The organism is Pseudomonas sp. MH9.3 (assembly GCF_034354675.1).
GTDB lineage: Bacteria > Pseudomonadota > Gammaproteobacteria > Pseudomonadales > Pseudomonadaceae > Aquipseudomonas.
In genome coordinates this window covers 3,607,906-3,620,553 of sequence record NZ_CP133785.1, presented here as the reverse complement: position 1 = coordinate 3,620,553, position 12,648 = coordinate 3,607,906, and the positions used below count along the sequence as shown (strand labels likewise).

Sequence of the window (12,648 nt, the reverse complement as noted above, 5' to 3'; positions counted from 1 at the left end):
CCTCAGCCCAATTCGCCGCACAGGTTGGCTTCCACCAGGCGCCGCACTTCGGCGTGATCCAGCCCGGCGCCGAGCAGCGCGTTGAGCTTGCCGAACGCCGCTTCGCGGGTCATGCCGCCTCCGGACAGCACGCCCACACCGCGCAGGCGGCTGCCGGCTTCGTAGATGTCCAGTTCCACGCCGCCTTCATGGCATTGGGTGATCGCGACCACGGCAATTCCCTTGTCCTGCGCACGCTGGAGGCTGGCGAGGAAGTCGGGGTTGTCGCTGGGGCCGGTGCCGCTGCCGAAGCATTCGAGAATCAGCCCGTGAATGCCGCTGTCGATCAGGCCGTCCAACTGCGCTGCGCCGATGCCCGGCACCAGCGGCAGCACGCCGACGCTGGCCAGGGTTTTCGGCTGGCGATAATCCAGCGCCGCCGGGAGAGCGGTAGCGCGTGCCACGCCGCCCTGACGCTTGAGGGCGGCAAAGGGATTGCGCCCGAAACTGCGGACTTTCGCGCACGCGGTGGGGGCCAGCAGCGCGCCGTGAAAGTGCAGGTGCACACCCGGCGCCAGGCCTGTACCGAGGGCGGCCAGGGCGCCGCTGACGTTCTCCCAGGCATCGCTGTCGGGCACGCCCGCCGGCAGCATCGAGCCGGTGAACACCACCGGCACCGGCAGGCCCAGCAATTGGAAGCTCATGGCGGCGGCGCTGTAGGCCAGGGTGTCGGTGCCGTGCAGGATCAGCACGGCGTCGCAACCGGCGTCCGTCGCTTCGATCACTGCGCAGCGCAGGCGCTGCCAGTAGGCTGGGGTCATGTTGGCGCTGTCGATCAGCGGCGCCATTTCCTGAAAGCACCACGCGGGTACTTGCGCCTCGGCAAGCTGCTCACGCATGCGCGCTTCAAAGCCCGAAGCAGGTGCCAGGCCGTTGGCGCTGGACTGCATGCCGATGGTGCCGCCGGTGTAGAGCACCATCACGTTGTTGGCTGATTGCATCAAAGAGTCTCCTGAACGAAAAACGCCGCCGGGCCCCGAGCATGCCCAAGGCCGGGCGGCGTGTCATCTATCTAGGCTCAGCGCTGTGGGTGCGCGCTCAGTTCAGCCGCTGGCGCCTGCTGCGGCGTCACGGGATTGGCCGGCCAGGCGCTGCGATCCAGGTCCAGGTCCGGGAACTGGCTGGAGTCGAACACCGGCGTCTTGATGCCCGCTGCGCGCTGGTTGTCGTAGTCGTTCAGGATGCGCATGGCGATCTTGAACAGGAACGCCAGGGCGAACAGGTTGACGAACGCGAGCAGGGTCATGGTGATGTCGGCGAAGGCGAATACGGTGCTCAGGTTCTCGATCGAACCCCAGAAGATCAGCACCAGCACCAGCGCGCGATAGCCCATCAACACCTTGCGGTTATTGCCGACCAGAAAGCGCAGGTTGCTCTCGCCCAGGTAGTAGTTGTACATGATCGAGGTGAACACGAACAACGCCAGGGCCACCGAGATGAACATGCGGCCCCAGTCACCGACCACGGCGGCCAGGGAGTTCTGGGTCAGGGCAATGCCGTCGCCTTCAAAGCCCGGGGTGTAGAAGCCGGAGAGCAGGATCAGCAACGCGGTGCAGGTGCAGATCACGAAGGTGTCGAGGAACACGCTGAACGCCTGCACCACGCCCTGGGCAATCGGGTGCTCTACCGAAGCGACGGCGGCCACGTTGGGCGCACTGCCCAGACCTGCTTCGTTGGCGAACACGCCGCGTTTTACGCCCATGATGATCGCACTGCCCACCAGGCCACCGAAGGCCTGGTCGAGGCCGAACGCGCTCTTGACGATGGTCGCGAGCATGGCCGGTACGTGGTCGAACTGCAGCACGATCACGTAAAGGGTTACGGCGATGTACACGAGGGTTTTGACCGGCACCAGCAGGTCGGCGATCGAGGCGATGCGCTTGATCCCGCCGATGAACACCAGGCCCAGCAACACCGCCAGCGCAAGGCCGGTGTAGGTGGTGTCGAGGCCGAAGGCATTGTTCAGCGAGTGGGTCACGGCGTGGGCTTGCAGGCCGTTGAAGGCAAAGCCGAAGGTCACCAGCAGCAGGAACGCCATGACCATGCCCAGCCAGCGTTTGTGCAGGCCGTGCTGGATGTAATAAGCCGGGCCGCCACGGTAGGCGCCGTCAGCGTCGGTGCGCTTGTACAACTGGCCCAGGGAGCATTCGATAAAGCTCGACGACATGCCCACCAGCGCGGTGACCCACATCCAGAACACGGCGCCCGGGCCACCCAGGGTCACGGCAATGCCGACGCCGGCGATGTTACCGGCACCGACGCGGCCCGCCAGGCTGAGCATCAGCGCCTGGAACGAGCTGAGTTGGCCGGAGCTGCTCTTCAGGCTGTCTTTGAATACCGAGAACATGTGGAAAAAGTGGCGCAACTGCACGAAACGCGAGCGAATCGTGAAATAACCACCGAGCCCGACAATGAGCACGATCAGTACTTTCCCTGAGAGGAAGTCGTTGATGACTTCGAGCATGGAGTGTTCCTCGCTGATTTTTTAATGGCAAACGCAGGACGGTTCGATGCATCGCTCGGCACCAGGCAGTGCACGATGCTTCGACCCCAATCCTTTTGCGGGTGTTGTTATTCATGCGCTTTCGCGTTGTTGCGGGCCTCGTTACCGATGGCCGCAGACGCGATGAGGGGCGGCACTATACCTAGGCGCGCGTGATCCGTCTGCACGGGCCGATTAAAGGTTTCAGCAGCACTGAATCGGACAGGTCGGGTTTGCAGGGCGATGTTGGATTTTTTATAGGCGTCATTTCGCAACCTCAAGGCAAAAAAAAGGGCCTGAAGAACGAGCCTTCAGGCCCTCAAAAGGTGAGAGGTGTCTAGTCCCTCAACCTGGTGAGCAGTGCAACGGACATCAGGCCTTCAACGGGACCAGACGTGGAGCGATCATGTTTTCGGGGCGCAGGATGTCGTCGAGCATGGCGTCGTCGAGCAAGCCTTCTTCGCGCACCAGTTCCAGCACGCCGCGACCGCTTTCAAGGGCGATGCGCGCAATGCGGGTGGCGTTTTCATAGCCGATGTAGGGGTTCAGCGCGGTGACCAGGCCGATGGAGTGTTCCACCAGTTCGCGGCAGCGCGCTTCGTTGGCGGTGATGCCGACGATGCAGTGTTCGCGCAGCATGTCCATGGCGCGTTGCAGCAGGCGGATCGAGTCGAAGATCTTGAAGGCGATCAGCGGCTCCATCACGTTCAGCTGCAGTTGGCCGCCTTCGGCCGCCATGGTCAGCGCCAGGTCGTTGCCGATGACCTGGAATGCCACCTGGTTGACCGCTTCCGGGATCACCGGGTTGACCTTGCCGGGCATGATCGAGCTGCCTGGCTGGCGGGCCGGCAGGTTGATCTCGTTGATGCCGGTGCGTGGGCCGCTGGACAGCAGGCGCAGGTCGTTGCAGATCTTCGACAGCTTCACGGCGGTACGCTTGAGCATGCCGGAGAACAGTACGAAGGCGCCCATGTCGGAAGTGGCTTCGATCAGGTCCGCGGCCGGGACTACTGGCTGGCCACTGATAACGGCCAGGCGTTGTACGGCCAGGGCCTGGTAACGCGGGTCGGCGTTGATGCCAGTACCGATGGCGGTGCCGCCCAGGTTCACTTCGGTCAACAGCTCTGGCGCCAGGGTTTTCAGGCGGGCCAGGTCTTCACCGAGGGTGGTGGCGAAGGCGCGGAATTCCTGGCCAAGGGTCATCGGCACGGCGTCCTGCAACTGGGTGCGGCCCATTTTCAGCACATGCCCGAATTCCACACCCTTGGCGGCGAAGGCCTGGATCAGGCTGTCGAGGCTGGCCAGCAGCGCGTCATGGCCCAGCAGCAGACCCAGGCGGATCGCGGTCGGGTAGGCGTCGTTGGTCGACTGCGCCATGTTCACGTCGTTGTTGGGATGCAGGTACTGGTATTCGCCCTTCTGGTGACCCATGGCCTCCAGCGCGATATTGGCGATGACTTCGTTGGCATTCATGTTGGTTGAAGTGCCGGCGCCGCCTTGAATCATGTCCACCACGAACTCTTCGTGGAAATCGCCGCGGATCAGACGGGCACAGGCTTCGCTGATGGCCGCGTGCTTGGCTTCGCTGAGCTGACCCAACTCGCGGTTGGCATCCGCTGCCGCTTGCTTGACCATTGCCAGACCGACCACCAATTTCGGGTAATGCGAAATCGGAACGCCCGAGAGGCGGAAGTTGTTCACCGCTCGCAGGGTCTGGATGCCGTAGTACGCTTGAGCGGGTACGTCGAGTACGCCAAGCAGGTCTTTTTCTGTGCGGAATGATGCAGCGGAGGACATGACGGAAATCATCTCGATAGGGGCCCGGAACAGGCCGGAACGCTGCGAATGCTAGGCGTGTGGACGTTTTTGGGCCAATGCTGTTAAACACTGGGCTATGCACAAACGGCATAATGTCGGCGTGACCCGGCTATCATGACGGGCGTGTGTGCCAAATGGGTGCGTGGCCTTGGGAGGCAGTGATGAACCTTGAGAGCAAATGGCTGGAAGACTTCAGCGCCCTGGCGGCGACGCGCAGCTTTTCCCAGGCGGCGGAGCGGCGGTTCGTCACCCAGCCGGCGTTCAGTCGGCGTATCCGCAGCCTGGAGGCCGCGCTGGGCCTGACGCTGGTCAACCGTTCGCGCACACCGGTGGAACTGACGGCGGCGGGGCAACTGTTTCTGGTCACCGCGCGTACGGTGGTCGAACAGTTGGGTGAAGTGCTGCGCCATTTGCATCATCTGGAAGGCGGGCAGGGCGAAGTCATGCAAGTGGCCGCCGCCCACTCCCTCGCGCTGGGCTTCTTCCCGCGCTGGATCGCCCAACTGCGCAACGAAGGTTTGAACATCGCCACGCGGCTGGTCGCCACCAACGTCGGCGACGCGGTGCACGCCCTGCGCGAAGGCGGTTGCGACCTGATGCTGGCGTTCTACGACCCGGATGCCGCGATGCAGATGGACGCCGAAATCTTCCCTTCGCTGCACCTGGGTAACACCGAAATGCTCCCGGTGTGCGCTGCCGACGCCGACGGCAAGCCGCTGTTCGACTTGGAAGGCGAGGGCAGCGTGCCGTTGCTGGCCTACAGCGCCGGCGCATTCCTCGGCCGTTCGGTGCACCTGCTGCTGCGCCAGCGCGCGCTGCGTTTTACCACCGTGTACGAAACCGCGATGGCCGACAGCCTCAAGAGTATGGCGCTGGAAGGCCTGGGCATTGCCTGGGTGCCGCAACTGAGCGTACGGGCAGAATTGGCCCGAGGCGAGTTGGTGGTGTGTGGCGGGCCGCAATGGCATGTGCCGCTGGAGATTCGCCTGTATCGCTGCGCGTTGGTGCGCAAGGCGAATGTGCGGTTGTTGTGGCGCAAGCTCGAAGGTGGCGCCGCGCAAAACACCTGAGTTCAATCTCGGGCCCAACACAGAGCAAAATGTGGGAGGGGGCAAGCCCTCTCCCACATTATTTCGCGGTGCTTTGGACTGACTCTTAAGTCAATAAAACCGCTACTTTGCACCGCTGGACAGATGGTCATCCAAGGGGCTGTTTATCCCGATTATTACGGTATACTGCGCGGCCTTCGGCCGGTCCAACCGGCCTTATTTCGTACACCAAGCCACGCCGGATTTCCTGCGTGGCTTGTTGTTTTTTGACGCGCCTGCGGGCGCCCAGAGAGAAGAGGCACGACGATGAGTGCATTGGTTGGCGTGATCATGGGCTCCAAGTCCGATTGGTCCACCCTTAGCCACACCGCCGATATGCTGGAAAAACTCGGCATTGCGTACGAAGTGAAGGTGGTCTCCGCCCACCGCACTCCGGACCTGCTGTTCCAGTATGCCGATGAGGCAGAATCCCGTGGCATCGAGGTGATCATCGCCGGTGCCGGCGGTGCGGCGCATTTGCCAGGCATGTGTGCGGCCAAGACCCACCTGCCTGTGCTTGGGGTGCCAGTGCAGTCGTCGATGCTCTCGGGCGTGGACTCGCTGTTGTCCATCGTGCAGATGCCCGCCGGCATCCCGGTGGCGACCCTGGCGATCGGCAAGGCCGGCGCGATCAACGCCGCCTTGCTGGCGGCCAGCATCCTCGGCGCCAAGCACCCGCAGTTCCACGCGGTGCTGAAAAAATTCCGTGCCGAGCAGACAGACAGCGTGCTGGACAATCCAGACCCACGCATTGCCTGAGGTTGTTATTGATGAAAATCGGTGTAATCGGTGGCGGCCAACTGGGTCGTATGCTGGCTCTGGCGGGCACCCCGCTGGGGATGAACTTCGCTTTCCTGGACCCTGCGCCGGATGCCTGCGCGGCGGCCCTGGGTGAACACCTGCGCGCTGACTACAGTGACCCGGATCACCTGCGCCAACTGGCCGAGGAAGTCGATCTGGTGACCTTCGAGTTCGAAAGTGTCCCGGCTGAAACGGTGGCGTTCCTGTCGCAATTCGTGCCGGTGTACCCGAGCGCCGAAGCACTGCGCATTGCGCGCGACCGCTGGTTCGAAAAGAGCATGTTCAAGGACCTGGGTATTCCGACCCCGGACTTCGCCGACATTCAGTCCCAGGCGGACCTGGACGCCGCCGTCGCCCGCATCGGCCTGCCGGCGGTGCTCAAGACCCGCACCCTGGGTTACGACGGCAAGGGCCAGAAAGTGCTGCGCACCGAGGCCGACGTGGTGGGCACCTTCGCCGAGCTGGGCAGCGTCGCCTGCCTGCTGGAAGGCTTCGTGCCGTTCACCGGCGAAGTATCGCTGATCGCCGTGCGTGCCCGCGATGGCGAAACCCGTTTCTACCCGCTGGTGCACAACACCCACGACAGCGGCATCCTCAAGCTGTCCGTGGCCAGTACCGATCACCCGTTGCAGGCCCTGGCCGAAGACTATTCCAGCCGCGTGCTCAAGCAGCTGGACTACGTCGGGGTGATGGCCTTCGAGTTCTTTGAAGTGGACGGTGGCCTCAAGGCCAACGAAATCGCGCCACGGGTGCACAACTCCGGGCACTGGACCACCGAAGGCGCCGAGTGCAGCCAGTTCGAAAACCACCTGCGGGCGGTGGCGGGCTTGCCGCTGGGCTCTACGGCCAAAGTCGGCGAGAGCGCCATGCTCAATTTCATCGGTTCGGTGCCGCCCGTGGAGCGTGTGATCGCCATCGATGATTGCCACCTGCATCACTACGGCAAGGCCTTCAAGGCCGGGCGCAAGGTCGGCCACGCCAACCTGCGTTGCAAGGACCGTGCGACGCTGCAGGCGCAGATCCTCAAGGTCGAAGCGCTGATCGCCGAACAATAAGCCTGGCGATGACGGGAACCATTGGTTGCCGCCGTCCCTCTGATTGCAGGATGGCAAAGCCTGACCAGGCTTTGGCATGACTCACACCAATCAGAGGGAAATGCCATGGGTATCATCGGAACCATCTTTATCGGCTTGATCGTCGGCCTGCTGGCGCGCTTCCTCAAGCCCGGCGACGACAGCATGGGCTGGATCATGACCATCCTGCTGGGTATCGCCGGCTCCCTGGCCGCGACTTACGGTGGTCAGGCGCTGGGTATCTACCAGGCCGGTCAGGGCGCAGGCTTCATCGGCGCACTGGTCGGTGCCATCGTGCTGCTGGTGATCTACGGCTTGATCAAAAGGAAGTAATCAGCCGACAAAGTCCTCTGCGCTGCGCAGGCGCAGAGGGCTAGAATACTCGGCACTTGAATTTGCCGAGCTTCTCCATGCGCCGTCTACTGTTGACATTCCTCTTGCTGGGCTCAGGCCTGGCGCACGCCGGTGAACTGCCGGAAACCGACTGGCTCGACCTGATGCCCCTGTCGGACCAGAAAGCCCTCGAAGCCATGCCCGAGATCGACCATAACTCCCCCGAAGCCCAAGGCACGTTCACCGACAAGGGTGGCCTCAAGCAAAGCAAGGGGTTGCCGGCGGTGATGTATTCCACCAAGACGGTGGCCGCCATGAACGGCAAGAACATCCGCATCGGCGGCTACCCGGTGCCGCTGGAAACCGATGCAAAGGGTCGCAGCACGCTGTTCTTCCTGGTGCCATACCCGGGCGCCTGTATCCACGTGCCGCCACCGCCGCCCAACCAGCTGGTGCTGGTGCGCTATCCCAAGGGGCTGAAGCTGGATGATATCTACACGCCGCTGTGGGTCACGGGAACGTTGAAGGTGGAGAAGGTGAATAACGATCTGGCGGATGCGGCGTATGCGCTGGACGCGGGCAAGGTCCGCGTAGTGAAGGAATCCGACCTGTAAGAAACCTGCCCGTGCGGGAGCTGGCTTGCCTGCGATGCAGACGCCTCGGTGTGTCAGTAATATCGAGGTGATGCTATCGCAGGCAAGCCAGCTCCCACAGTTGAATCGGGTTTACAGGGGGAGGGTTGTGATGCTCACGGCCAGGGTGTGGCTTTCGCCCGGGGCCAATGCCACCACATCATCCAGCACATTCGCCGTCTCGATGCACAACATGCCCGTCCAGCCATCGTTGGCCATGTCGTCGAAGGCTTTGGCGCGTTCGGTCCAGGGGTTCCAGATGACGGTGGAGTGGGAGCCCTGGCTGGTGAGCTGGATGCGGCGCTGCCAGTCTTTGTCGACGATGTTGAGCTGCGTCGGAGTGTCGAGATAGATACGGTCGGTCTCGGCGGCGAACGGTAGTAGGCCGGACTGCTGTTTCTCGGTCCAGCCATCGGCGGTATCGAGATACGTCAGGCCATCCAGACCCTCAACCTGCACATTGCGCACATCGCTGACCGCGAAATAGGTGTGCAGCGCCTGACTGAGTGTCACGGTGTGGTCGTCACGGTTGTGGCTGGTCAGGCGGATGTGCAGTTGGTCGTCCAGCAGCAGGCTCAGCTTCAGGTCGACCTGATGGGGCCAGCCAGGAAAGCCGCCGACAGGCGCTGGCAGGACCAGGTCCACACGCAGTGCTTCACCTTCGAGTTCGGTCGCAGCCAATTCCCAGATCGCAGTTCGCACAAAACCATGGGCACCGGCCGGCTGTTCGCTCTGGCGCATCGCCTTCACGCTCTGCGGGTTGCGGTCGAACACGCCAAACCATGGCCAGCACACCGGCACACCGGTACGAATGCCTTTGCCTTGCTTGAACACCGCGTCGGGGTTCGGCCATATCAGCGGCTGCTCGCCCTGACGCTGATAGCTGAAGATATGCGCGCCCTGTTGGGCCACCATCAGTTCGGCGCCGTTGTGGCGAATACGCCAGCAGTCCAGCTCGTCGATCTTTACGGTTTCAACGTGGGGCGTCGGCATGTCACAGCTCTCTCAATGGCAGGCAATGGGGCAATGGACCGTCAAAACCGCGCGAGGTTTAACGCGCGCGTGACGGCACCGAGCGGGTGCGACCACTGCCATCGATGGCGACGAACACGAAGACCGCCTCGGTCACCTTGCGCCATTCACTGGACAGCGGGTCGTCGCTCCACACTTCGACCATCATCTGGATCGAGCTGCGGCCGATTTCCAGGGCCTGGGTATAGAAGGACAACTGCGCGCCCACCGCCACCGGTACCAGAAAGGCCATGCGATCAATCGCCACGGTGGCCACGCGACCACCGGCGACCTTGCTGGCCATTGCCGTGCCAGCCAGGTCCATCTGCGCAACCAGCCAGCCGCCGAAGATATCGCCAAAACCGTTGGTTTCACGGGGGAGCGCGGTGATTTGCAGGGCGAGATCGCCTTGCGGGATTGGATCTTCTTGTTCGAGTTCGATCATGCCGAGGGTGCCTCTGACCCGTGACGCTTCATGGGTATTTCAAATGGATAGCCGTCTTGCGAAAAAACGTTTCAGCACCAACATACACCGCTCGATGCGTTTCTCGTAAGGCGTACTGAAGGGAAACTCTGCCAAATCGGCTGGATGGCACCCAACGGCGTTTTGGCACAGCAGCCCGTCAAGACTGCGGGTCTTGCACTTGCAAGGGCCGAGTATATCCACAGGTTGGCGTCACTACGACCTCCGGGGACTCATTTGGTCATTAATCAAGCGCTGTACGGGGGCTTTTGCGCGCAACTGTTCTCCTGGCGCTGTGCTTTTACAAGCGATTTGCTATCTTGCCAAGCCGCCGCCCGTCACGGCGTGTGTCCTTCATTACGCTGATTACTATAAGAGAAGCCTTGCCATGTCCTCCGTGCCCGCAAGCAGTGCGCCACCTTCGCGCCCGCTGACCCGCAACGACTATAAAACCCTGTCGCTGTCTGCCTTGGGCGGGGCGCTGGAATTCTACGACTTCATCATCTTCGTGTTTTTCGCCACCGTGGTCGGAAAACTGTTCTTTCCCGTCGACATGCCCGAATGGCTGCGCATGATGCAGACCTTCGGCATCTTTGCGGCCGGCTACCTGGCGCGCCCGCTGGGCGGCATCATCATGGCGCACTTCGGCGACCTGCTGGGCCGCAAGAAGATGTTTACCCTGAGCATCTTCATGATGGCCGTGCCGACGCTGATCATGGGCCTGCTGCCAACCTACGCGCAGATCGGCCTGTGGGCGCCGCTGTTATTGCTGTTGATGCGCGTCATCCAGGGCGCGGCCATTGGCGGCGAAGTGCCCGGCGCCTGGGTGTTCGTCTCCGAACACGTTCCGCCGCGCCACATTGGCTACGCCTGCGGCACCCTGACCAGCGGCCTCACCGCCGGCATCCTGTTGGGGTCGCTGGTGGCCACCGCCATCAACACGCTTTATAGCCCCGAGCAGGTCTCGGATTACGCCTGGCGTATCCCGTTCCTGCTTGGTGGGGTGTTCGGTCTGCTGTCGGTGTACCTGCGGCGCTGGCTGCATGAAACGCCGATCTTCGCCGAGATGCAGCAACGCAAGGCCCTGGCCGCCGAGCTGCCGTTGCGTGCGGTACTGCGCGACCACCGTGGCGCCATCGTGCTGTCAATGCTGCTGACCTGGTTGCTGTCGGCCGGCGTCGTGGTGGTTATCCTGATGACCCCGACCGTGCTGCAAACCGTCTACCACTTCAGCCCGACAGTTGCGCTGCAGGCCAACAGCCTGGCCATCGTAACCCTGAGCCTGGGTTGCATCGCTTCCGGCGCACTGGCCGACCGCTTCGGTGCCGGGCGCGTGCTGATCAGCGGTTGCCTGCTGCTGCTGGCGACGTCGTGGACGCTGTACCACAGCCTCATCGAGCACCCGAACTGGCTCTTCCCGCTGTACACCCTGACCGGCCTGTTTGTCGGCGTGATCGGTGTGGTGCCTTACGTCATGGTCAAAGCCTTCCCGCCGGTGGTGCGTTTCAGCGGGTTGTCGTTTTCCTACAACGTGGCCTACGCCATCTTCGGCGGGCTGACGCCGCTGGCGGTGTCGTTGCTGATGAAGGAAAGCCCGATGGGTCCTGCCTACTATGTTGCCGCGCTGTGTGTGATGGGCGCGCTGGTGGGCGGGTACCTCTGGAAGCGTGGACGCTGATTGATGGGTCCCACGCTTGCGTGGGAATCCCCTTGGGACGCTCAAGTCCCCCCTTGCTTGCGATAGTGGCCTTTCATCTAACTGTCATATTCTCGACATAGAGTGTTCACACGGCCTCTCGATACTTGGCCCCGATCCAACTATCCCTATCTGCTAGGAGCAAGGCATGAAACTGAAGCGTTTGATGGCGGCAATGACTTTTGTCGCTGCTGGCGTTGCGACCGCCAACGCGGTGGCCGCTGGTGTTGACCCGGCAATCCCGGCTTATGTTAAGACCACTGGTGTGTCGGGCAACCTGTCCAGCGTCGGTTCCGATACCCTGGCTAACCTGATGACCCTGTGGGCCGAGGGTTATAAGAAGGAATACCCGAACGTCAACATCCAGATTCAAGCTGCCGGCTCCGCCACTGCACCCCCTGCGCTGACTGAAGGCACCTCCAACCTGGGCCCGATGAGCCGCAAGATGAAGGACACCGAGCTGGCTGCCTTCGAGCAGAAGTACGGCTACAAGCCCACCGCTATTCCGGTGGCCGTGGATGCCCTGGCTGTGTTCGTGCACAAGGACAACCCGATCCAGCACCTGACCATGGAACAGGTCGACGCGATCTTCTCGTCGACTCGCCTGTGCGGTGCCAAAGCCGACGTGAAAACCTGGGGCGACCTGGGTGTGACCGGCGACCTGGCCAACAAGCCGGTGCAACTGTTCGGTCGTAACTCGGTCTCCGGCACCTACGGCTACTTCAAGGAAGAAGCCCTGTGCAAAGGCGACTACAAGCCTAACGTGAACGAACAGCCTGGCTCGGCTTCGGTTGTGCAGTCGATCAGTTCTTCGCTCAACGGCATCGGTTACTCGGGCATCGGCTACAAGACCGCCAGCGTGAAAACCGTGGCTCTGGCCAAGAAGGGCAGCACGGACTTCATCGAAGACACCGAAGAAAACGCCCTGAACGGCAAGTACCCGCTGTCGCGTTTCCTCTACGTTTACGTCAACAAAGCCCCGAACAAGCCGCTGGCACCGCTGGAAGCCGAGTTCGTGAAGCTGGTACTGTCGAAGCAGGGCCAGGAAGTTGTCGTGAAAGACGGCTACATCCCACTGCCAGCCAAGGTTGCCGCCAAGGCACTGGCTGACCTGGGTCTGAAAGAAGGCAACTAAGCCCGTAATACCGGGTGTAGATGCACGCTTCTCTGTGGGAGCGGGCTGCCCGCGATGCTGGCGACGCGGTTTAACGT

At 62.3% G+C, this 12,648-nt stretch carries 12 protein-coding genes; 7 read left to right on the top strand and 5 right to left on the bottom strand.

Translation table 11 applies throughout. The features are described 5' to 3' along the window. Window positions 1-2: 2 nt before the first annotated feature. The 3 genes from RHM60_RS16095 to aspA form a co-directional block, all read right to left on the bottom strand. A complete protein-coding gene (locus tag RHM60_RS16095; RefSeq protein WP_322212203.1) occupies window positions 3-980 on the bottom strand; it encodes an asparaginase in 978 nt (325 codons plus the stop codon). Between the two features lie 77 nt (window positions 981-1,057). Beyond that, on the bottom strand, window positions 1,058-2,503 hold the full coding sequence (locus RHM60_RS16090) for an alanine/glycine:cation symporter family protein (RefSeq protein WP_209986534.1): 1,446 nt from the start codon (window positions 2,501-2,503) through the stop codon (window positions 1,058-1,060). A gap of 390 nt (window positions 2,504-2,893) precedes the next feature. Continuing rightward, complete coding sequence (gene aspA / locus RHM60_RS16085; RefSeq protein ID WP_209986528.1) at window positions 2,894-4,318, bottom strand: aspartate ammonia-lyase; 1,425 nt, start codon at window positions 4,316-4,318, stop codon at window positions 2,894-2,896. Between the two features lie 182 nt (window positions 4,319-4,500). Here aspA and RHM60_RS16080 point away from each other — a divergent pair, with 182 nt between their 5' ends. From RHM60_RS16080 to RHM60_RS16060, 5 genes are all read left to right on the top strand, one after another. Continuing rightward, entirely contained in the window at window positions 4,501-5,409 is a 909-nt protein-coding gene (locus RHM60_RS16080; protein ID WP_010566930.1) for a LysR substrate-binding domain-containing protein, read from the top strand. Window positions 5,410-5,694: 285 nt separating this feature from the next. Continuing rightward, the gene (purE, locus tag RHM60_RS16075) at window positions 5,695-6,186 is read left to right on the top strand and encodes a 5-(carboxyamino)imidazole ribonucleotide mutase (protein WP_003231730.1); all 492 of its coding nucleotides are present in this window, start codon (window positions 5,695-5,697) and stop codon (window positions 6,184-6,186) included. An 11-nt stretch (window positions 6,187-6,197) separates the two neighbouring features. Beyond that, the gene (locus tag RHM60_RS16070) at window positions 6,198-7,283 is read left to right on the top strand and encodes a 5-(carboxyamino)imidazole ribonucleotide synthase (protein WP_209986523.1); all 1,086 of its coding nucleotides are present in this window, start codon (window positions 6,198-6,200) and stop codon (window positions 7,281-7,283) included. A 105-nt stretch (window positions 7,284-7,388) separates the two neighbouring features. Continuing rightward, window positions 7,389-7,634 carry a GlsB/YeaQ/YmgE family stress response membrane protein gene (locus tag RHM60_RS16065; RefSeq protein ID WP_057006311.1) on the top strand — a complete coding sequence of 82 codons (246 nt, stop codon included), beginning with the start codon at window positions 7,389-7,391 and terminating at the stop codon, window positions 7,632-7,634. Between the two features lie 77 nt (window positions 7,635-7,711). After that, complete coding sequence (locus RHM60_RS16060; RefSeq protein WP_322212202.1) at window positions 7,712-8,248, top strand: DUF3299 domain-containing protein; 537 nt, start codon at window positions 7,712-7,714, stop codon at window positions 8,246-8,248. Window positions 8,249-8,359: 111 nt separating this feature from the next. On the opposite strand, the gene RHM60_RS16055 is transcribed toward RHM60_RS16060, so the two are convergent. Together RHM60_RS16055 and RHM60_RS16050 are read right to left on the bottom strand one after the other, a co-directional pair. Further along, on the bottom strand, window positions 8,360-9,259 hold the full coding sequence (locus tag RHM60_RS16055; protein ID WP_322212201.1) for a D-hexose-6-phosphate mutarotase: 900 nt from the start codon (window positions 9,257-9,259) through the stop codon (window positions 8,360-8,362). Window positions 9,260-9,317: 58 nt separating this feature from the next. Continuing rightward, window positions 9,318-9,722 carry an acyl-CoA thioesterase gene (locus tag RHM60_RS16050; protein ID WP_003176975.1) on the bottom strand — a complete coding sequence of 135 codons (405 nt, stop codon included), beginning with the start codon at window positions 9,720-9,722 and terminating at the stop codon, window positions 9,318-9,320. 406 nt (window positions 9,723-10,128) lie between these two features. Between RHM60_RS16050 and RHM60_RS16045 the strand changes: the two genes are divergently transcribed. Beyond that, on the top strand, window positions 10,129-11,418 hold the full coding sequence (locus RHM60_RS16045) for an MFS transporter (RefSeq protein WP_322212200.1): 1,290 nt from the start codon (window positions 10,129-10,131) through the stop codon (window positions 11,416-11,418). A gap of 166 nt (window positions 11,419-11,584) precedes the next feature. Next, on the top strand, window positions 11,585-12,571 hold the full coding sequence (locus tag RHM60_RS16040; protein ID WP_015886581.1) for a phosphate ABC transporter substrate-binding protein PstS: 987 nt from the start codon (window positions 11,585-11,587) through the stop codon (window positions 12,569-12,571). Window positions 12,572-12,648 lie beyond the last annotated feature (77 nt).